At 66.2% G+C, this 20,340-nt stretch carries 13 protein-coding genes; 4 read left to right on the forward strand and 9 right to left on the reverse strand.

The window, feature by feature from the left end; all coding sequences use genetic code 11:
* Positions 1-135: 135 nt before the first annotated feature.
* On the reverse strand, positions 136-2,949 hold the full coding sequence (locus ACODRZ_RS10500; RefSeq protein ID WP_488970424.1) for a M16 family metallopeptidase: 2,814 nt from the start codon (positions 2,947-2,949) through the stop codon (positions 136-138).
* Positions 2,950-3,228: 279 nt separating this feature from the next.
* Positions 3,229-4,011, reverse strand: a complete 783-nt coding sequence (purC, locus tag ACODRZ_RS10505; RefSeq protein ID WP_488970425.1) for a phosphoribosylaminoimidazolesuccinocarboxamide synthase — start codon at positions 4,009-4,011, stop codon at positions 3,229-3,231.
* Positions 4,012-4,200: 189 nt separating this feature from the next.
* Here purC and ACODRZ_RS10510 point away from each other — a divergent pair, with 189 nt between their 5' ends.
* Complete coding sequence (locus ACODRZ_RS10510; protein ID WP_488970426.1) at positions 4,201-4,791, forward strand: GNAT family N-acetyltransferase; 591 nt, start codon at positions 4,201-4,203, stop codon at positions 4,789-4,791.
* A gap of 34 nt (positions 4,792-4,825) precedes the next feature.
* Here the strand turns inward: ACODRZ_RS10510 and ACODRZ_RS10515 are convergent, their stop codons facing one another.
* From ACODRZ_RS10515 to ACODRZ_RS10530, 4 genes are read right to left on the reverse strand one after another with little or no spacing between them, the layout of a single operon-like run.
* Positions 4,826-5,296 carry a low molecular weight protein-tyrosine-phosphatase gene (locus ACODRZ_RS10515; RefSeq protein WP_488970566.1) on the reverse strand — a complete coding sequence of 157 codons (471 nt, stop codon included), beginning with the start codon at positions 5,294-5,296 and terminating at the stop codon, positions 4,826-4,828.
* Positions 5,297-5,328: 32 nt separating this feature from the next.
* Positions 5,329-7,221: a response regulator gene (locus tag ACODRZ_RS10520; RefSeq protein ID WP_488970427.1), complete on the reverse strand. Its 1,893-nt coding sequence runs from the start codon at positions 7,219-7,221 to the stop codon at positions 5,329-5,331.
* Complete coding sequence (locus ACODRZ_RS10525) at positions 7,211-8,077, reverse strand: CheR family methyltransferase (RefSeq protein WP_488970428.1); 867 nt, start codon at positions 8,075-8,077, stop codon at positions 7,211-7,213. Before ACODRZ_RS10525 ends, ACODRZ_RS10520 begins: the two co-directional genes overlap by 11 nt.
* 13 nt (positions 8,078-8,090) lie before the next feature.
* A complete protein-coding gene (locus ACODRZ_RS10530; protein WP_488970429.1) occupies positions 8,091-11,195 on the reverse strand; it encodes a hybrid sensor histidine kinase/response regulator in 3,105 nt (1,034 codons plus the stop codon).
* Positions 11,196-11,452: 257 nt separating this feature from the next.
* Here ACODRZ_RS10530 and ACODRZ_RS10535 point away from each other — a divergent pair, with 257 nt between their 5' ends.
* From ACODRZ_RS10535 to ACODRZ_RS10545, 3 genes are read left to right on the forward strand one after another with little or no spacing between them, the layout of a single operon-like run.
* Complete coding sequence (locus ACODRZ_RS10535; protein WP_488970430.1) at positions 11,453-13,240, forward strand: Tad domain-containing protein; 1,788 nt, start codon at positions 11,453-11,455, stop codon at positions 13,238-13,240.
* Entirely contained in the window at positions 13,237-13,827 is a 591-nt protein-coding gene (locus ACODRZ_RS10540) for a TadE/TadG family type IV pilus assembly protein (RefSeq protein WP_488970431.1), read from the forward strand. Before ACODRZ_RS10535 ends, ACODRZ_RS10540 begins: the two co-directional genes overlap by 4 nt.
* The gene (locus ACODRZ_RS10545) at positions 13,818-14,477 is read left to right on the forward strand and encodes a TadE/TadG family type IV pilus assembly protein (RefSeq protein ID WP_488970432.1); all 660 of its coding nucleotides are present in this window, start codon (positions 13,818-13,820) and stop codon (positions 14,475-14,477) included. Before ACODRZ_RS10540 ends, ACODRZ_RS10545 begins: the two co-directional genes overlap by 10 nt.
* A gap of 164 nt (positions 14,478-14,641) precedes the next feature.
* On the opposite strand, the gene ACODRZ_RS10550 is transcribed toward ACODRZ_RS10545, so the two are convergent.
* Genes ACODRZ_RS10550 through ACODRZ_RS10560 form a run of 3 tightly spaced genes read right to left on the reverse strand, consistent with a single transcriptional unit; the run spans position 14,642 to position 20,193 of the window.
* On the reverse strand, positions 14,642-16,693 hold the full coding sequence (locus tag ACODRZ_RS10550; RefSeq protein ID WP_488970433.1) for a glycoside hydrolase family 97 protein: 2,052 nt from the start codon (positions 16,691-16,693) through the stop codon (positions 14,642-14,644).
* Positions 16,690-18,309 (reverse strand): alpha-amylase family glycosyl hydrolase, encoded by a 1,620-nt coding sequence (locus ACODRZ_RS10555; protein WP_488970434.1) that lies wholly within the window; start codon positions 18,307-18,309, stop codon positions 16,690-16,692. The genes ACODRZ_RS10550 and ACODRZ_RS10555 overlap by 4 nt, the downstream gene beginning before the upstream one ends.
* Before the next feature lie 60 nt (positions 18,310-18,369).
* On the reverse strand, positions 18,370-20,193 hold the full coding sequence (locus tag ACODRZ_RS10560) for an alpha-amylase family glycosyl hydrolase (RefSeq protein ID WP_488970435.1): 1,824 nt from the start codon (positions 20,191-20,193) through the stop codon (positions 18,370-18,372).
* Between the last annotated feature and the right edge of the window lie 147 nt (positions 20,194-20,340).

Raw genomic sequence — 20,340 nt, forward strand, 5'->3', positions numbered from 1 at the left:
TGAAATCCGGGACTGAGGACAGTTTGCATTGCGGGGGCTTCGACAAGCTCAGCCTGAGCGGGATTTAAAGATCCGCTCTCAAACCCGCTCAGACTGAGCTTGTCGAAGCCCCGGCCCATAGCGGGGGGCGACGAGTTACTTCGGCTCCGCCACATCCTTCGGCAATGCCAGCACCTCCAGCCCAGCCTCGGGCGTGAGGTAGCGCTGCGCCATGGCCTGCACGTCCGCAGGGGTGAGCGCCAGCAGCCGCTCGCGGGCCTTCTGGAAACGCTCGATCCGGTCGGGCTGGGTCTGCGCATGGTCCACCAGCTGCATCCACCCGGCATTGCTCTTGAGCGCGTTGGCTAGCCCTTCGACCATCGGTTGACGGGCGCGCAGCAGGATGTCGGCGCTGATCGGGGCGGCGCGCAGTTCGTCGACGACCTGCCGGATCGCCGCGCGCGTAGCGGGCACTTCGGCGACGTCCACAGAGGCGTTGACCGAGAACGTGCCGTAGCCGGTCCACTCATGCGAAAGCTGGCTCGATGCCGAGGGCGAGTAGGCCTTGCCGAGTGCCTCGCGCAGCTGGTCGGTCAGTTCCACGCGCATGACCCGCTCGAGCAGTTCGAGTTCGAGCGTTTCGACCGGATCGGCATCGTCGCGCGTGGGCCATGTGATCCTCAAGAGGGCCTGGTCGGCGGGGCCGGTGTGGCGGACCACCCGGGCCGAACGATCGCCGGTGAAGAGGCGCGGGGGCTGGCCGCTCTCGCCATGGAAGACCGTCTCGCGCGCGGGAAGGGCGCCGAAGGTGCGTGCGACCAGAGCGATTGCGGCGTCCTCGTCGATGTCGCCCACCAGCCCGATCTCGATCGCGCCCCGCGCCAGCCGGTCGCTGACGTCACCCTTGAGCCGGGCGTAGGAAAGATGGCGATAGTCCTCTACGTTGCCGAGGCTGAACCGCGGGTCGTCGTCGCTCAGGATCCCGCCAAGCCGAGCCGCCAGCGCCGAGGCCGGGGTCGCGTCGAGCTGCGCGAAGTAGTTGTTGATCGCCTGCCGGTAGCGCACTTCGCCCTCGGGCCGGTAGCCGGGATCGGTGACCAGCGCGGCGAGCAGCTGCAACTGGATTTCCAGGTCTCGCGGCGTTGTCGTTACCCGCGAATCGAAGCTCGCCGCGCCGCTCGACAGGCCCAGGCCGACGCTGCGCCCGGCGAGAATCGTGTCGAGCGCATCGCGGCTGTGCCTGCCGAGGCCGCCGTCGTCGAGGTTGGGCACCAGCTGGGTCGCGTGCGGGTTCTCGCGCGTGTTCAGCCGGTCGCCGCCGTCGATGGAAAGGCTGACGCGCACGCGATCCTTCTCCAGATCAGTCTTGAGCAAGTTGAGCATGACGCCGTTGGCGAAGCGCACCTCCCGGATGCCGAGGTCTTCGCGCCGGGTGTCCGAGACGACCTGCCCGGCCGGGCCGAAGTCGGTGTAGGCGAACTGCGCGGTGTCGCCGCCCGTTTCCTGCTCGATTTTCGCGCGCATGACGTCGCGCCAGGCATCGCGCAGCGCCGCATCGCCGCCTTCCGGCGCCTTGCGGCCCTGGAAGCGGATGAGCGGTGCATCAAGTGCCAGCGCCTCGCGCTTGAGGGCGGCCAGTACGGCGTCGGGGGTGATCAGCGGGGCGAAGCGCTCGAAGCGTTCCAGCCCCGACTGCGGCGTGGACGGCACCATCTCGTCATCGACGAGCGAGAGCGCCAGCGCGGTCAGCACCGTGTTGCTGCGGGTGGAAGCGGCCCCGGCGGCATTGACGATGCCGGTCCGGACTTGCGCCACCTGCTCGGCGACCTCGGCGCCCGAGAACCCGAAGGCGAGGGCGCGGCGGTATTCTATCCCGGCAGCCTGCAGCCCCTCACGCCACTTGCCGTCCACGCTATCGATGATGATGCGGGTGGAACGTGCCGCCTTGAACACGTCGCCGGTGCCGAACCCGGCACCCCGGAATGGCGGCGCGGCACTGCGTGCGAGACGCTGGAGGCGGCGGTTGACGATGTCGTAGCCGATCGAGCGCAGCAGCGTCTCGCGGCGCTCGGCGATCGAGTCGGGCTCGTCCTGATAGGCGCCGTTTCGCTGCACGGTGACACGCTCGGACAGCGCCGGGTCGAGGTAGACGGTGCTCCGGGCCTTGTCCTTCGCCTTGATCGGGCCGGGAGAAGGCTGTGGCTGCGCGGGTCTAGCCGTCCAGTCGTTGAAATGGCGCACGATGGCGGCCTCGACCGCGTCCACGTCGAAGTCGCCGACCACTACCAGGGTGACATGGGAGGGGACGTATTCGCGCTCGTAGAAGGCGCGCAGGGACGCGGCGTCGGCGGCGTTCAGCGTCTCGACGGTGCCGATGGGAAAACGCTGCGCATAGAGCGACCTGGGGTAGAAGAACCGCGTCGTGTCGATGGCGTTGCGCAAGGCCCAGGAATTGCGGTCGCGCATTTCCGCCAGGACGACGCCGCGCTCGCGATTCACGGCCTCCTGCGAGATCGTGAGGTTGCTCGCGGTTTCGCGCATCAGCATCAGCGCGGTGTCGATCAGCGCCGGGTCATTGCGGGGCAGGTCGAGCTTGTAGAGCGTGCGGTCGAAGCTGGTCGAAGCATTGGTGTCGGCTCCGAAGGCCAGTCCCTCGCGCTCCAGCAGCGGCACCATCTGGCCTTCGGGCACGCGCTGCGAGCCGTTGAAGGCCATGTGTTCGAGGAAATGCGCGAAGCCCTGCTCGGATGGCGATTCGTCGAGCGATCCGGCGTCAACGTCCATGCGCACGATCGCGGTTCCGGCAGGCGTCGCGTTGTGGCGGACGATGTAGCGCATGCCGTTGCGCAGGCGGCCGAAGCGGAAATCGGGATCGACCGGGATGTCGCTGCGGTCGAAGGCCCATACGGTGTCTTGGGCGGGGCTGGGGGCGGGGCTGGGGGCGGGTTTGTCCTTGGCGACCAGTGGCATGGGCGCCAAGGCGAAAAGGAGCGCGATCAGGGAAACTCTCATCGCCTTGAGGAGTGCCAAGGCAAGGGAAGGAAGGCAAGCACGTTCCTCCCTGTCGCGAAGCGATGGGGAGGAGGACCGCCGCCGCAGGCGGTGGTGGAGGGGGTTGGAAGGCCCCCTCCGTCAGTCGCTGGCGCGACTGCCACCTCCCCATCGCTGCGCGACAGGGAGGATTGCAGAATAGAAAAAGGCGGCGCTCCGATCGGAACGCCGCCTTTTCGATTCAGTAGCTTGCGAGGCTTACTTGCCGCGCAGCTTGCGATGCTTCGACAGATCGAGCACTTCGCTGGGGCCGGTGTCGTCCTGCAGCAGGCCGAGGCGGCGGGCGACTTCCTGGTACGCCTCTTCCTCGCCGCCGAGGTCGCGGCGGAAGCGGTCCTTGTCGAGCTTCTCGCCGGTGGTCATGTCCCACAGGCGGCAGCCGTCGGGGCTGATCTCGTCGGCCAGGATCACGCGGCTGTAGTCGCCGTCCCAGATGCGGCCGAATTCGAGCTTGAAGTCGACGAGGCGGATGTTGATCGCGGCGAACATGCCCGCCATGAAGTCGTTCACGCGGATCGCCATGGCGGCGATGTCCTGCATCTCGTCATGGTTGGCCCAGCCGAAGCAGGCGATGTGCTCTTCGGCGACCAGCGGGTCACCCAGCGCGTCGTCCTTGTAGTAGTATTCGATCAGCGTGTGCGGCAGCATCTCGCCCTCGGGGATGCCGAGGCGCTTGGAGATCGAACCGGCGGCCACGTTGCGCACCACGACCTCGATCGGGATGATCTCGACCTGGCGAACCAGCTGCTCGCGCATGTTGAGGCGGCGGATGAAGTGGTTGGGCACGCCGATGTGGTTCAGGCGCGTGAAAACATACTCGCTGATGCGGTTGTTGATGACGCCCTTGCCCTGGATGGTGCCCTTCTTCTGGGCATTGAAGGCGGTCGCATCGTCCTTGAAGTACTGGATCAGCGTGCCCGGCTCGGGGCCTTCGTAGAGGATCTTGGCCTTGCCTTCGTAGATCTGGCGGCGACGGGACATGCGCTTGGTCCTTGGAAAACGTGCGAAAGAGCGAGCCCCGGCCCTTCGGGAAAATCCACTTTGGGGAAGGGGCATTCGAGCGCGCATATAATGAAAGCCGGTGTAAAAGCAAACTGCCCGCGCGGCGGGGGCTTCCAGACCGGGGAAGGGCGAGATGACCGGCAGGGCGACAGGCGAGGGATCGGGCGGATGAACGTGACTGTCGAAGTGCTGACCGGGGCGCAGGTGCCGGGCGCGGTGAGCGATCTCGCCCGGCTGCGGATGGCGGTCTTCGCCGAGTGGCCGTACCTCTACGATGGAGAGGCGGGCTACGAGGAAGGCTACTTGCGCGAATTTGCCGCCGCGCCCGAAGCCACGCTGGTGGTGGCGCGCGACGCAGGGCGTATCGTCGGCGTGGCGACGGCCTCGCCCATGGCCGCGCAGAAGGCGGAGTTCCAATCGCCCTTCGAGGCGCGCGGACTGGACGTGGCGGAGCTGTTCTACTTCGGCGAATCCGTGCTGCTGCCCGCGTATCGGGGGCGGGGGATCGGCCATGCCTTCTTCGACCACCGCGAGGCGCAGGCACGGCGGTGCGGGGCGAGAGCTGCGACGTTTGCCGCAGTGGTGCGACCTGCCGATCATCCGGACCGGCCTGCCGATTATGTGCCGCTCGACGGATTCTGGCGCAAGCGGGGCTATGCGCCGGTGGAGGGTATGGTCACCGAACTGGCGTGGAAGGACCACCGGGATGCGGAGGATCGTCCGAAGCCGATGCAGTACTGGATGCGGGGGCTGGGGTAGCCGGTACGCTTTTTCCCCGTGCCGGAGAGGAACTTCAGCCAGCCTTCAATCGAGCGACCAGTTGCCGGGCTGCTTCGCTGACTTGCTGCCACGTCGCCTCGAACCCTTCCGGACCGCCGTAATAGGGATCGGCCACGTCCTGCCCTTCGAGTCCGGGCACGAGGTCTAGCAACAGAGAGAGGTGCGCGGTGCCGTCGGAAGGGGCGATGCGGCGCAGGTCGGCGAGGTTGGAGGCGTCCAGCGCCACGATGCGGTCGAAGCGGTGGAAGTCCTGCGGCTTGACCTGCCGCGCGCGGTAGGAGCGGATGTCGATTCCCTCGCTTGCGGCCTGGGCGCAGGAGCGCGGATCCGGCTCCTTGCCGACGTGCCACGATCCGGTCCCGGCCGAATCGACGATGAGTTCAAGCCCGGCACGTGCCGCCTCGTGGCGCAGTGCCGCTTCGGCGAGGGGCGAGCGGCAGATGTTGCCAAGGCAGACGAACAGGACAGATGGGACATGCGACATGCCGTCTGCGATAGCGTCCTCGCGCGCCTGCGTCACTCGGCGACGGGAGCCTTCGCGCTCTCGACCACAGTTTCGGCGAGGCGCAGCAGCATAGCCCGTACATCCGAGACGACGAACGGCTTGTTGAGCATCGGGCGGTCGGTGTGGCCTTGCGGCAGATGCTCGCGGTCGTAGCCGCTGACGAAGGCGAAGGGCGTCTCGCGCGCGGCGAGGGCGTCGGCCACGCGGTCGATTTTCTCACCGTTGAGATTGCCGTCGAGGAGTGCGATGTCCGGCGCGGTATCGCGGATCATCGCCAGAGCCTGATCGCATGACGTCGCCGGCCCGATGCCGACGCAGCCGCCTTCCTCGATCTCCATCATCAGTTCCATGGCGACCAGTGGTTCGTCCTCGACCACGAGGATGCGCATCGGCGGCATGGGGGACGGTGTCGGTTCCGGTTCTGGCACCGAAACCGGCGGAGCCGCTGCAGCGGGTTCAGGTTCTGTCTTCGCCACGCCTGCACCGGCCACCAGCGGGAGCACCATCGACCAGCGCACGCCTTCGGGCGCAAAGTCGGAAACGATGCGCGCGCCGTCGGCGGCCATGCTGTGCTCGATCAGGGTAGAGCCGAAACCGCGCCGCTCCGGTGGGGAGACGGGCGGGCCGCCATGCTCGCTCCATTCCATCGCCAGGACGTTCTGCTCGATGGTCCAGAGCAGGCGCACGGTGCCGATCGCGTTGGAGAATGCGCCGTACTTGTGCGCGTTGGTGGCGAGTTCGTGGAAGACCAGCGAGAAGCGCAGCGCCAGTTCGGGCGGCAGATCAATGTCGGGGCCATCCAGATGCAGGCGATCCTCGCTGAGCGCGCCGATGGCGACATGGTCGGCGATCAGCCGGGTGAGGCTCGCGCTCTCCCACGTGGTCGCGCTGAGCATCGAATGGGCGCGCGACAGGGCCTGAAGGCGGCCGGTGAAGGCATCCTGGAAGTCCCGGTGCGAGCGGGCGTGGCGGAATCCCTGCGAGGCGATCGCCTGCACCGTCGCCAGCGTGTTCTTCACCCGATGGTTGAGTTCGCCGATGAGCAGGCGCTGGGTATCCTCGGCGCGGCGACGCTCGGTAATGTCCAGCATCTCGATCATCACGCTGCCGGGGCGCGCGCCATTACTTATGCCCCCGGTATTGACGACCCCTGTCTTTGTCGGCCCCGTCCCCGCGAGCGAGGAACAGTACCATTCGCCCTCGCGCAAGGACCCGTCGGCGCGGCGGTAGCGATGCTTCTGCACGGCGCGGCGGTCGCCGCCTTCGAGCAGTTCACCCATGCCCTTCAGGAACGCTTCGCGCCCGCCGTTCGGCGGCAGGAACGGCGCTTCCGAAAGGGGCACGCCGAGCATGTCGGCGGCGGTGTAGCCCATCGTGCGTTCGGCGCCCTTGTACCAGCCGACGATGCGCAGGCTGGAGTCGATCTCCAGCACCGCCATCGGCGAGTTGTCGCCATGCGCGCGCAGACGGCCCAGCGCGGCGCCGAGTTCGTCGCGCTGGAACGCGATCTCGCGGCGCTGGCGGGCCAGCTCGACGAAGACGGCGACCTTGGAATTGAGCACCGTGATATCGATGGGCTTGAGCAGATAGTCGACCGCGCCGGTCTCGAAACCGCGGAACTTGCGCCGCTCGTCCGTGGCGACGGCGGTGAGGAAGATGATCGGCACGCCGCGCGTGCGCTCGGTCCCGCGCATCAGTTCGGCCAGTTCGAAGCCGTCCATCTCGGGCATCTGCACGTCGAGCAGGGCCAGCGCGAAGTCCTGCTTGAGCAGCAGTTCGAGCGCCTCGAAGCCGGACGACGCGGTGACGAGTTCTACGCCGGGCTGGTCCAGCGCGGCTTCGAGCGCGATCAGGTTCTCGCGGATGTCGTCCACCGCGAGGATGCGCAGGGGCTCATTCGGCAAAGGCGGCCTCCTGTACGTCGTGCGTGGTGCGGCGCCAGATCTTCTCGCCGGGCGCGAAGTCGGCGAAGCATTCGGTCTCGGCCGAGAAGGCGACCGTCTCCTTGGAGCCGAGGCCGAGGAACCCGCCGGGCGGCAGCGACTGCGCGAAGAGGCCCAGCGCGCGGTCCTGCAGGGTGCGGTCGAAGTAGATCAGCACGTTGCGGCTGGACACCAGCTGCACCTCGGAGAACACCGCGTCGCTGGCGAGATTGTGGTCGGCGAAGACGGCGCGGCGGCGCAGCGTCGGGTCGAAGCGGGCGACGTCGTAGTTGGCGGTATAGTAGTCCGACAGCGAACCCTTGCCGCCCGCTTCATGGTAATTGCGCGAGAAGCCGGCGATGCGCTCGATATCGAAGATGCCCGCCTCGGCCTTGGCCAGCGCGGGGCGGCTGATGTCGGTGCAGTAGAACATCGTGCGATCCTCCAGCCCCGCCTCGCGGAACAGGATGGCGAGCGAGTAGAACTCCTCCCCGTTGGCGCAGCCCGCGATCCACACCTTGATGCTGGGCCAGGTGGCGAGGTGGGGGATGACCTGTTCGCGGATCGCGCGGAAGTATTCGGGATCGCGGAACATGTCGCTGACCTGGATGGTCAGGAAGCCGATCAGCACCGGCAGGCTGGCGGGATCGTGGAGGATCACGTCGAGCAGGCCGGAGAGGTGCGCCACGCCGAAATGCGCCTGCGCGCGTTCGAGGCGGCGCAGCAGCGAGGCGCGCGAATAATCGCGGAAATCGTACTGGTAGCGCCGCCAGATGGCCTCGACGATGAGGTCCAGCTCGATGTCGTTCAGGCTGTCGCCGGAGCGGATGACCATCATATCTCTCGTCCGATCATCGCGGCATCCACACGCGCACGAGGCTGAGCAGCTTATCGATGTCGAGCGGCTTGGAGAGGTAGTCGTTGGCGCCCGCATCGATGCATTCGCGGTGGTCGCGCTCCATGGCCTTGGCGGTAAGCGCGATGATCGGCAGGCGCGACCACTGCGGGTCCTTGCGGATCTCCTTCATGCAGGTGAGGCCGTCCATTTCCGGCATCATCACGTCCATCAGCACGAGATCGACCGGCGCGCCGTCGCTGTCGGCGCTGCGGGCCAGTTCGTTCAGCGCCTCGATGCCGTTGCGGGCGATCCGCACCCCGACGCCGTGCGGCTCCAGTACCGAAGTGAGGGCGTAGACGTTGCGGATGTCGTCCTCGACCACGAGGATCTGGCGGCCTTCCAGCGCCTGATCGCGGCCCAGCGAGCGGGCGAGAAGTTGCTGCTTTTCCTGCGGCAGTTCGGAGACGACCTGGTGGAGGAACAGCGTCACTTCGTCGAGCAGGCGCTCGGGGCTCTTGGCGCCCTTGACGATGATCGACTTGGAATAGCGTCGCAGCCGCATCTCCTCCTCGGGCGAGAGGTCGCGGCCGGTGTAGACGATCACCGGCGGGAAGCCGACGCTCTCGTCGTGCGAGAGGCGTTCGAGCAGGTCCAGCCCCGACATGTCGGGCAGGTTGAGGTCGAGCACCATGCAGTCGAACGTCTCGGCGCCGAGGCTGTTCAGGCATTCGGCGGCGGAGTGGACCTCCACCGTCTCGACATCGCGCGAGGCGAGGAGGTGGTGGATCGCATTGGCCTGCTGGGCGTCGTCCTCGACCACCAGCACGCGGCGCAGGCGCTGTGCCATGCGGGCTTCCAGCCCCTCGAGCATGTCGACGAGGGTGTCGCGGGTGACCGGCTTGAACAGATAGCCGACAGCGCCGCTGGCGAGCGCTGCGTGGTCGTCATGGTCGGCCGAGACGATATGGACCGGGATATGGCGGGTGCGCGCGTCGCGCTTGATGCGGTCGAGCACCGAGAGGCCGGTGTGGTCGGGCAGGTGCATGTCGAGGATCACCGCTTGCGGCAGATACTGGCGCGCGAGCAAGGCGCCTTCGTCGGCGGTCCCGGCGATCAGGCATGAGAAGCCGACTTCGTGCGCGAGGTCGGCGAGGATGCGGGCGAAGGCCGGATCGTCCTCGACGATGAGGATCACGCGCGAATCGCCGCTCAGCGTCTCGCGGTCGTCGGCGATGGCGGCGAGGCGGCGGGCCGGGCCGGTGGCTGATTTGGGCGCTGGCGTCGGCGATGTGGCAAGCGGCGTGGGCGAGGGGCGGCGGACCTGCTCGGGCGCGGCTTCGGCGTCGAAGTGCTCGGGCAGGGTGATGGTGAAGGCGCTGCCCTTGCCGGGTTCGCTCTCCAGCGAGATCGTGCCGCCGAGCAGCTGCGACAACTCGCGCGAGATCGAGAGGCCGAGGCCGGTGCCGCCGTACTTGCGGGCGATGCCGCCGTCGGCCTGCCGGAACGCCTCGAAGATCGCGCTCTGCTTGTCGGTCGGGATGCCGGTGCCGGTGTCGCGCACGGTGAAGGCGACGCTGCCGGCGGCGCGGCCGACCTCGATGGCGACGTGGCCGCGCTCGGTGAACTTGAGCGCGTTCGACAGGAAGTTCTTGAGCACCTGCTCCAGCCGCAGCGGGTCGGTCTCGATCTCTCCGGCGACTTCGGGCACGCGCAGTTCGAGCCCGCGCTTGGCGGCGGCGGGGGCGAACGTATCGCGCAGCTTGGCGAGGATCGCCGCGACCGGGACGGTGCGCGGTTCCAGCTCCAGCTTGCCTGCCTCGATCTTGGAAATGTCGAGCACGTCGTTGATCAGCGCCAGCAGATCGTTGCCCGAAGTCTCGATCGTCTCGGCGAAGCGGACCTGCTCGGACGAGAGGTTGCCGCCGCGATTGTCGGCCAGCAGGCGGGCCATGATCAGCAGCGAATTGAGCGGCGTGCGCAGCTCATGGCTCATGTTGGCGAGGAATTCGCTCTTGTAGCGGCTCGCCTGTTCCAGATCCTCGGCCTGGCCGCGCAGCATCGTCTGGGCGCGGGTCAGCTCGTCGCGCTGGGCTTCGAGCGAGGTCGCCTGTTCCTCAAGCTGGGCGTTGGAGCGCTCCAGCTCGGCCTGCTGGGCTTCGAGTTCGGTCTGGGAATTCTGCAGGGCCTTGGCCTGGGCTTCGAGTTCGTCGTTGGTGGCGCGCAGTTCCTCGCTCTGGTTGGCGAGTTCCTCGGCCTGCTGCTGGGTCTCGGAGAGCAGGTGTTCGAGGCGCGCACGGTACTTGGCGGCGCGCAGCGAGAGGCCGACGGCGCTGGAAATCGTCTCGATGAAGCGCGGCGCATCCTCGGGCGAGGCCTCCGGCGTGTCGAGGAAGCCAAGTTCGATCACGGCGTTGACCTTGCCGTCGATCGCGGTGGCGCCCAGCACCAGCCGGTCGAGCGGCGACCGTCCCAGTGCGCTGCCGAACGAGAGGTATCCGGCTGGAGCCCCGGCGATGGTGCGGGTGCGGCCGTCGCGGATCACTTCGGCGAGCAGGCCGTCGTCGGGGGCGAGAAGATCGGGCACGTCCGCGCCCTTGGGCACGCCGTAGCTGGCGATCCGCCGGAAGTTGCCGTCGTCGTTGACGTAGACGATGCCCGCAGTCGCACCGAAACGCTCGACCAGGAAGCTGACCAGTCGATGCGACAGATCGTCGAGGGAAAGGTTCCCCGCCGTCTCGCGCGCCAGTTTCGCCTCGCCTTCGCGCAGGCCCTGCAGGGCGCGGGCCGAGTTGCGATAGCTGATGAAAGCGGCGCCGATGCCGGCCAGCGTGAGGTTGGTGATCGTGCCGAGCGTGCGGTTGATCAGCGCGATCTCCTTCGCAACGCCTTCGGGGGCCAGCTGGTAGCCGATAACGACAAGCACGGTCGCGGCGGCCGCCACCGCCAGCGGCACCAGGCGATGCGGCGCGAGGTAGGAAAGCACCGTCGGCAGCAGGTAGATCACCCATATCGAGGTGCCGAGCGGGAACGACGTATCGGCGATGAAGGTCAGGCCGATAACGATGGGCAGCAGGATGTAGAGAAACTTGGTCGAATCCAGTCCGCGGGCGGTCGCCATTCATTCGTCTCGCGGGGGTGCACACCGTTGTAGGCAGACCGCTCCCCCATCGCGCGCAGTCCTCGGATCGAGGCGCAGAACGTCCGGGAATATCCGGTGGTTCCCGGTGGATCGAATTATTTCTGCGTCCAACCGCATGATCGCATGAGGGCTCATGCTCGAAGACAGACGCCGCCGCGACGCGAAAACTTCCTTAAGACATTGCTGGTATCCGCAGGAGATTATCGGGGCAAATCCAAGAGCGAGCCTGGTTTACGATGCGTCAAGCATGTCATTTTCCTGCCAAGGTCGTTCGCGACGTGCTGCGCGACCGCGCGGGCAATATCCTGCCGATCGCGGCGATCGGAATGCTCGTGGCGGCCATCGTGGTCGGATCGGCCGTCGATCTCAGCCGCGACTACCTCGTGCGTGAGCAGATCCAGTCGGCGTGCGACGCGGCAGTGCTGGCGGGGCGGCGCACGGTGACGACGGCAGGCTTCGATGCCGCGTCGAAGAAGGTGGCGACCGACTACTTCAACACCAACTTCAGCGACGCGCAGCAGGGCACCCGCTTGACCGCGTTCGACGCGACTTCGACCGACGGCGGGCAGACCATAACCGGCACGGCGACGACCGTGCTCGATACCCTGCTGATGCGCATCTTCGGCAAGGACGCCTTCAATATCAGCGTGTCCTGCGCCAGTTCGATGGGCGTGGGCAACTCCGACATCATGATGGTGCTCGATACCACGGGCTCGATGGATTACACGCTGTCGGGCTCCTCGCAGAAGCGCATCGATGCGCTGCGGGCGGCGATGAAGAACTTCTACACGACGATCTACAACGCCACCGCCAACAGCAACGCGCGCGTGCGCTACGGCTTCGTGCCGTTCAGCTCGACCGTGAACGTGGGCAAGCTGGTGACCGCGGTCAGCAGCAACTACATCGTCGACAGCTATTCGTACCAGTCGCGCTGGTATGAACCCGACGATTCAGGGGATAGTGATACCGGTGACAGCTGGAATGCCGTCACCCCGGCGACGAGCTACAACGCCCTGAACGATTGCAACAACGCCAAACCGGCGGATACGGCATTCACCGAACAGGGTTCGGGGCAGTCGAAGTCGCAAATAAAAAAGGAATATTCGTGCCTTCGTGACGATCGCCGCTCACCCTACTACGTCTATTGGCGCTGGCTGACACGTCCTTACAAGATGCGTTACCATCCGGTGACTTACGACACGAGCAGCTTCAAGAAGTTCAATTCCGTGAGCACTCCCACCGGCAATAACGGCGCCGCCGTGTCATCGAACTGGGGAGGCTGCATCCAGGAGCGCGATACGGTCGCGCAATCGACCTTCAGCTATTCTTCGGCCAACGGCATTGTGCCCAAGGCCGCGCTGGACCTCGACCTCGATTCCGCGCCGACTTCGGATGACAAGACCAAGTGGCGTCCGCTCTGGCCGGAGGTGTCTTATCGCCGCTGGACCAGCGGCGGGTCCTACACAACCGCAACCACCAGTTACGGCGGCGATGCCGGCACGTATTGCCCCGTTCAGGCGCGCCTCCTCTCGACGATGACGCAGACCGCGTTCAATTCCTACGCGGACTCGCTGACGGCGGTGGGCGGCACCTACCTCGACATCGGCATGATCTGGGGCGGGCGTCTGATGTCGCAGCAGGGCATGTGGTCGACGCTGAACAGCGATGAGCCCACCAACGGCGGCAAGGTCTCACGCCACCTCATCTTCATGACCGACGGCCAGATGGAGCCCAACCAGTACATCGCGCAGGCGTGGGGCATGGAATACTGGGACCGCCGCGTCACCACCGACGGCTCCACCAACGATACCGCCCGCCACACCCAGCGCTTCCTCGCGACGTGCGAGGCGATCAAGGCCAAGGGCATCCGCGTCTGGGTCGTGGCATTCACCTCCACGCTCAGCACTGACCTGACGACGTGCGCGTCCGACGACAGTTCGTTCACCGCGAACAGTTCGGCCGATCTCAACACCGCGTTCCAGGAGATCGCCAAGCAGGTCGGCGAACTGAGGGTCGTGCAGTGACGGCAGTGTCGCTGGTCCGACGCCTGCGGGCGAGCGAGCGCGGCTCGGCGGTGATCGAGTTCGCCGTCGCCGCGCCGGTGCTCCTGCTGCTCATCGGCATCTACGACATGGCGCACCGGGCCTATCTCACCGCGATTCTCCACGGCGCGGTCGAGGAGGCGTCGCGCCGGGACGGGCTGGAGATCGCCGATACCACCAAGGCCGATGCCTACGTCACCGCGATGGTCCAGCGCGTAGCGCCGGGCGCCGAGGTGAAGTTCAAGCGGTCCAGCTACTACGACTTCGCCGACCTCAAGCGTGCCGAGGCATGGAACGACAAGAACGCCAACGGCAAGTGCGACAACGGCGAAACCTACACCGACGAGAACCGCAACGGCCAGTGGGACGCGGACGTGGGCACCAGCGACAACGGCGGCGGCAACGACGTGGTGCTCTACACCGCGACGGTGACGTATACGCCGGTGTTCATCGTGCCGTTCATGCCGGGCTCGACCAGTCAGCGCACGTTGACCGCCAGCACGGTGCGCAAGAACCAGCCCTACGCACTTCAGGAGAAGTACGGCTCGGACGCGGGTACATGCTCATGATCGCGCGCTTTGCGAAGCGGTTGCGCCGGGATCAGCGCGGCGTTTCCTTCATGGAGTTCGCGCTGATCCTGCCGATCATCGTCACCATGGGATTCTACGGGACCGAACTGGCGTGGATGGCGATGATCAACATGCAGATCGCCCAGATCGCCACCTCGGTGGCCGACAACGCCTCGCGCCTCGGCCAGACCGACAACAGTGCGGTGACGCCCACCGTCACCGAGACGATGGTGGATTCCGTGATGTCCGGTGCACTGGTGCAGGGGTCCTACTTCAACTTCGAGGCGAACGGGCGGATCATTCTGTCGAGCCTCGAACGCGATTCCGCGACCGGGCGCCAGTTCATCCACTGGCAGCGCTGCCGGGGCAACCTGAAGATCAGCTCGCAGTACGGCGCGGCAGGCAAGGGGCTGACCGGATCGACGATCGCGGGAATGGGCAATCCTACGATCGCTGCCGTGGCGGGGTCCGCGGTGATGTATGTCGAGGTGAATTATACCTACCAGCCGCTGTTCGGCACCTGGTTCGTCGGCCAGCCGAACTTCCGCCGGGAAGCGGCCTACATCGTTCGCGACGACCGCAATCTGGGCGCCAGCACCGGCACCGGCGTCACGCCGGGGACGAGCAGCGCGAAGTCGCTTTGCAGTTGAGCAAGACGCCGAGGGCTTCGACCAGCTCAGCCTGACCCTTCGACAAGCTCAGGGTGAGCGGAGGTAGAGTAAACTTCAAAATCCCGCTCAGGCTGAGCTTGTCGAAGCCCCCGGCCGCACAGGACAGCCTGCGGTCCCGAATCAAATCCGGGACCGCGAACGGCTTACTTCGGCTCCAGCCGGATCGCGGTGCCGCCGCCCGGCGCCAGCCACACGTCCAGCGTATCGCCCTTCTTCACGGTGCGCGTGTCGTAGGCGATCCTGTGGCGCGCTTCGGTCTCGTAGGTCGCGCCTTCGCCGTCCTTCCAGACGCTGGCCTTGTAGACCTTGCCCGCGTCGAGGAAGTCGAACTTCAGCGTCACGGTGCGGGCCGTGGCATCGTTCACGCCGCCGACGAACCAGCGCGGCGAAGCGCGGTCCTTGCGCGCGAAGATCGCATAGTCGCCCACTTCGCCCGCGATCAGGCGGCTTTCGGCCCAGTCAGTCGGGACGGATTCGATAAAATTCATCTCGCGCGGGTACTTGTCGAGCTGCTCGATGAAGTCCGCCGCCATCTGGATCGGCGAATAGATCGCGAGGTACAGCCCCAGCTGCTTCGCCAGCGTCGAGGCCAGCGGCCCCTTTGCGCCTTCGAGGCTCAGCACGCCCGGCGTGAAGTCCATCGGGCCGGACAGCATGCGGGTATAGACCAGCGTGGGCTCATGATCCGGGCCGTTCGCGAACGTGCCCCAGGCGTTGTACTCCATGCCGCGCGCACCTTCGCGCGAGACCCAGTTGGGATAGGTACGGCGAAGGCCGGTGTCCTTGACCGGTTCGTGCGCGTCGATGGCGATGTGGTGCTTCGCCGCATCCTCGACGACGGCGAGGTGGTGCTCGACCATGCGCTGTCCGTCATGCCACTCCATCCGCACCGGGCCGACCGGAGCGCCGGGGTGGTCGGTGTTCGCGATCACGCCGCCGTGGTCGGCGACGTAGCCGGTCTTCACCGTATCGACGCCAAGCTTCTGGTAGAGCGCGAAACCGGCGTCCATGTTCGCTTCGTAATTGGCGATGTTGCCGCCGGTCTCGTGGTGACCGATCAGCTTGACGCCCTTCTTCGCGGCGTATTTCGTCACCGCGTCGATGTCGAAATCGGGTGTCGCCTGCGTAAAGCTGAACTCGTCGCCGTGGCCGAACCAGTCGCCGTTCCAGCCCTTGTTCCAGCCCTCGACCAGCACGCCGCGGAACTTGTGCTTCGCGGCATAGTCGATGTACTGCTTGGTTCGCTCGGTGGTGGCGCCGTGCTTCGGGCCTTCCGCCCAGGTCCAGTCGTTGCGGATCATGCCCCACCAGATGCCGATGTAGCGGCCCGGCTTCACCCAGCTGACGTCGCCCAGCTTGTTCGGCTCGTTGAGGTTCAGCTCCAGATCGTTGTCGACCAGACCTTCGGCGTCATCCGCGATGCGCACCGTGCGCCACGGCGTCGCGAAGGGCAGGTCGCGCACGACGCGCGGGCCGCGCGAGGAGGGCGAAAGGGTCGTGCGAAAGGTCTGCCCGGTCGCGCGCTTGAACCAGTAGCCCGCATAGTCGACCAGCGCCGCTTCGTGGAACGACAGGTGCGTGCCGTCCTCCAGCTTCATCGTGATCGGCGTGTGCGCGGTGGAGACGGCGTCGATCGGGGTCTTCTGGTAGACCTGCTCGTAACGGTTCCATTCGCCGCCGGGGATCCACCATGCGGTGCCCTTGGGGACGATGTCGAACTCGGTCGTCTCGTCGGCGATCTTCATCGTCTTGAGACCCGGCTGCTCGGGGATCTCGTAACGGAAGCCCACGCCATTGTCGAAGAGGCGGAAGGTGACGTTCATCATCCGCTCGCCGTAGGTCTTGCCCTGCTTGAAGCGGACGGTGACCTGATTGTACTTGTCCTTGACGAAGCGGCGCTCGCCCCAGGGCTGTTCCCAGGTATCGTTGCCCTTTGCCGTGGCGCTGCTCTCGATGGCGAAGCCGCGCGTCATGTTGAGGCCGTCCGTCAGGATGAAGCCCAGCTTGCTCGGCGCGATCAGCAGCTTGCCCTTGCGGGTGAGCGACCACATCGGGCGGCTGTCGTTGTCGGTGGTGACCGTCAGCACGATCGAGCCGTCGGGCGACTGCGCGGTGACTTGCGGCTTGGTTTCCTGCGCGAATGCAGGTGCGGCGATGACGATGCCGGCACTAGCCAGCAGGGCGAGCGGCTTCATGCCGTTTCTCCTTCGATGATCCAAAGTCCGCCCCATGCGGGCAGCGTACCGGGTTCGGCATTGTTGACGGCGGCGAGAACGCGGCCGCCGGTCGGAATTGCTGCAGGCCATGCTGCAGGCGCATCGCTCATGTTGACGACCACCAGAACACGGTGCCCTCCAAGCTCGCGGCGCAGTACGAGGCGCGTTTCGTCGGCGAGCAGCACTTCGCCGGAGCCCCGGCGCAGCGCCGGATCGGCGGCGCGAAGCTGCAGCAGATGGCGCGTCAGGTTGAGCAGCGAGGCCGGGTCTGCCTCCTGCCGATCGACCGCGCGCGACAGGTTCTGTTCGCTCAGCGGCAGCCATGGTGCGGAGGAGGTAAAGCCGCCGTGCTCGCTCTGCGCCATCCACGGCAGCGGCGTGCGCACGCCATCGCGCGAGAGGGTGAGCGGCCAGTTGGCGATCGCCTCGGGGTCTTGCAGCATTTCGAACGGGATCTCGTCCTGCAGCAGCCCGAGTTCCTCGCCCTGGAACAGGATCGGATTGCCCCGGATCGAGAGCAGCGTGAGCATCTTCATCCGCGCGAAGGCGTCGATCTGGTCGGGCGCGCACCAGCGGGAGAGTGCGCGCGGGGCGTCGTGGTTCTCGAAGGCCCAGCTCGGCCATCCGACGTCAGGCTCGTCTGGCCAGAACTTCAGCACCTCGGCGATGTGCGCAGGACGCAGCGCGTCGGCATAGAGCAGGTCGAAGCCGTAGGCGCTGTCGAGGCGGGCGGGGCCTTGGGTGAAGGTGCGCTTCTCCTCGCTCGCCCGCGCGCCGCCGACTTCGGCGAGCGAATAGGTATCGGGATAGGAGGAGATCAGCGCCTGCAGCCGCTCGATGAACTTGAGGATGTCAGGGTGCGACTGGTTGTAGACCTGCAGCTGGAAATCGTAGGGCCGCGTGCGCACTTTTCCATCATCGGGCGCAGGCGGATTGTTGCGCAGCATCGGGTCGTGCATCGAGTGATTGAGCGCATCGATGCGGAAGCCCGCGACGCCCCGGTCCAGCCAGAACTTCGCCACCGCCAGCAGCGCGTCCTGCACCTCGGGGTTATGGCAGTTGAGCTGCGGCTGCTCGGCGAGGAAGTTGTGCATGTAATACTGCCCGCGCCGCGCATCCCAGCGCCACGCCGGGCCGCCGAACACCGACTGCCAGTTGTTGGGCGGGGTGCCGTCCGCATTCGCATCGGCCCAGACGTACCAGTCCGACCGCGAATTGCTGCGGCTGGACCGGCTCTCGGCAAACCACGGGTGCTTGTCCGAGGTATGGGCATAGACCTGATCGACGATGACCTTGAGGCCAAGCGTCTTGGCCTTCGCGATCAGCGCGTCGAAATCCTCCAGCGAGCCGAACATCGGATCGACCGCGCAGTAGTCGGAAATGTCGTAGCCGAAGTCCGCCATCGGTGACTGGTAAAACGGCGAGATCCAGATCGCCTCGACGCCGAGCCGGGCGACATGGTCCAACCGTGCAGTGATGCCGGGCAGGTCGCCGATGCCGTCGCCGTTGGAATCGGCGAAGCTGCGCGGATAGATCTGGTAGATCGCCGCGCCGCGCCACCATGGGGCCTTGGAGGAGGTTTCAGGGTTCGTCATGGCGCTCTCTGGTACGTCTAGGTGTCGTTTGGGTGCCGTTGGGTGCCGCCCGTGTGCCGGTCAGGGCCGGGCCGCGCAGACGGCGAAACCGAGTGGCGGCAGGGCTATCAAAACCGATCCCGGAGCGGCCGCCTTCATAGGGCATGCGGAACCCGCAAGCGTCTGGAATTGCGCCGATTTCGGCTCTACCGCGAGGTTGCCTTCGACCGCCTCGGTGGAGGTGTTGAAGGCCAGCACGACCTCATTCCCGGTAGCCGGATCGAAGCGGGAGACCGCGAACAGCCCCGGCTTGTCGGATGCGGCGCGAACTTTGGTCATCCCGCCCGTCAGCGCCGGGGTCTGGCGGCGCAAGGTCGCCAGCTGTGCGATCAGCTTGTAGAGCGGGTGCGTCGGGTCGAAATGCTCCGCGTTCGGCGCGCGGGTCGTGCCCAGCAAGGGCTCATCCGTCAGGCGCAAGTCCTTGGAAGCAAACATATCCTGCCGCGACCACTGGTCGCCGCCATGGCCGACGAAGCCCTGTTCGTCGCCGTAGTAGATCGTCGGCACACCGCGCAGTGTCAGCAGCATGGCATGGGCAAGCATCGAGCGCTTCAGCAGCTCGTCATTGCTGGCAAGCGGTTGACCCAGCTTGAGAAACATCGGCAGGCGCCCGGCGTCGTGGTTGCCTAGGAAGGTCGGCAGTTGCAGCGCTCCGGCCTTGCCGCCCGCATAGAGCGCATCGTCGTCGAACAGCCGCGCCAGCGTCTCGGTCCCGCCGTCCTTTGCGCCGCCCGCCGCATCGTCGACCGCGCGCATAAACGCGAAGTCGAGCACGCCCGGCAGGCCCGCATTGCGCGTCCACGAGGCGAGCAGGGCAGGGTCGTAATCGCCCGTCGCGACTTCGCCGAAGATGTGGAAGTTGTTGATTCCCTTTGCCTTCGCGCGCTCCAGCATGGCTGGCACGAACTTCTGCCACAGCTCCGCGTTGACGTGGCGGGCGGTGTCGATGCGGAAGCCGTCGATGCCAAAACGGTCGATCCAGCTGCCGTAGATGTCGATCATCCCATCGACCACGCGCGGGTTCTCGGTGGCGAGGTCGTCGAGGCCGACGAAGTCGCCGTACTGCGCGCTCTCGCCTTTCCAGTCGGTGTTGCCGCGGTTGTGGTAGTAGATCGGATCGTTGAGCCAGGCGGGGACTTTGACGTCCTTTTCCGCCCTGGGCACGACAGGGGTGTAGGCGAACGAGGGATCGGTGAGTTTCGCCCAGTTCTCAGCCGTTTGCACCGTTTCCCCGAGGAAACCGGGGTTGATCGCCGGACCCTTCACGCCGCCCCGGGTCGAGAACGGATAGTCCGCCTTGGAGCGATAGGGATACCCCTCCGCGACCCCTTCCTTGTACTGGATCACGTCCGCCGTGTGGTTGACGATGATGTCCATGTAGACCTTCATGCCCCGGGCATGCGCGGCCTCGACGAGCGCCTTGAAGTCGTCGTTAGTGCCTAGGTGCGGATCGACCTGAGTGAAATCGGTGATCCAGTAGCCGTGGTATCCCGCGCTTTCGTTCCCCTTGGGGCCTTGCACCGGCTTGTTCTTGAAGATCGGCCCGACCCACAGCGCGCTGGCGCCGAGGCCCTGGATATAGTCCAGCCGCGCGGTCAGGCCCTTGAGGTCGCCGCCGTGGTAGAACGCCTTGTCTGTGGGATCGAAGCCGGTCTGCAGCTTGCCGCCCTTGAGGCCGCCGGTATCGTTTGAGGTGTCACCGTTCTCGAAACGGTCGGGCAGTACGAAGTAGATGACTTCCTGCTCGGGCGTGCGGGCGCGCATGTCCTCGACCGTCCCGGCGAAGGCGGCGCCGCTGGAGAGGGCCAGCGCAATTGCCGAGAGGGAAGGTATCAGGCGGTTCATCACAGGCATTCTCCACGCGGGATGGCAGCAGCATTCCGTTCCTGCACATCGTCACCCTGAACTTGTTTCAGGGTCCATCGGGCCGCTTTGACCGGACAGTTCGGTCCACCAGCGGCATGGGTGGCTTGCGCCATCATGTCGCGGGGC

Source organism: Novosphingobium sp. FG90, assembly GCF_057808725.1.

What these genes read in the sequence shown, in the direction of transcription:
- ACODRZ_RS10500 (WP_488970424.1), bottom strand. Translation starts at nt 2,949, where the DNA reads ATGCCACTGGTCGCCAAGGACAAACCCGCCCCCAGCCCCGCCCCCAGC.
- purC (WP_488970425.1), bottom strand. Translation starts at nt 4,011, where the DNA reads ATGTCCCGTCGCCGCCAGATCTACGAAGGCAAGGCCAAGATCCTCTAC.
- ACODRZ_RS10510 (WP_488970426.1), top strand. Translation starts at nt 4,201, where the DNA reads ATGAACGTGACTGTCGAAGTGCTGACCGGGGCGCAGGTGCCGGGCGCG.
- ACODRZ_RS10515 (WP_488970566.1), bottom strand. Translation starts at nt 5,296, where the DNA reads ATGTCGCATGTCCCATCTGTCCTGTTCGTCTGCCTTGGCAACATCTGC.
- ACODRZ_RS10525 (WP_488970428.1), bottom strand. Translation starts at nt 8,077, where the DNA reads ATGATGGTCATCCGCTCCGGCGACAGCCTGAACGACATCGAGCTGGAC.
- ACODRZ_RS10530 (WP_488970429.1), bottom strand. Translation starts at nt 11,195, where the DNA reads ATGGCGACCGCCCGCGGACTGGATTCGACCAAGTTTCTCTACATCCTG.
- ACODRZ_RS10535 (WP_488970430.1), top strand. Translation starts at nt 11,453, where the DNA reads ATGCGTCAAGCATGTCATTTTCCTGCCAAGGTCGTTCGCGACGTGCTG.
- ACODRZ_RS10545 (WP_488970432.1), top strand. Translation starts at nt 13,818, where the DNA reads ATGCTCATGATCGCGCGCTTTGCGAAGCGGTTGCGCCGGGATCAGCGC.
- ACODRZ_RS10550 (WP_488970433.1), bottom strand. Translation starts at nt 16,693, where the DNA reads ATGAAGCCGCTCGCCCTGCTGGCTAGTGCCGGCATCGTCATCGCCGCA.
- ACODRZ_RS10555 (WP_488970434.1), bottom strand. Translation starts at nt 18,309, where the DNA reads ATGACGAACCCTGAAACCTCCTCCAAGGCCCCATGGTGGCGCGGCGCG.
- ACODRZ_RS10560 (WP_488970435.1), bottom strand. Translation starts at nt 20,193, where the DNA reads ATGAACCGCCTGATACCTTCCCTCTCGGCAATTGCGCTGGCCCTCTCC.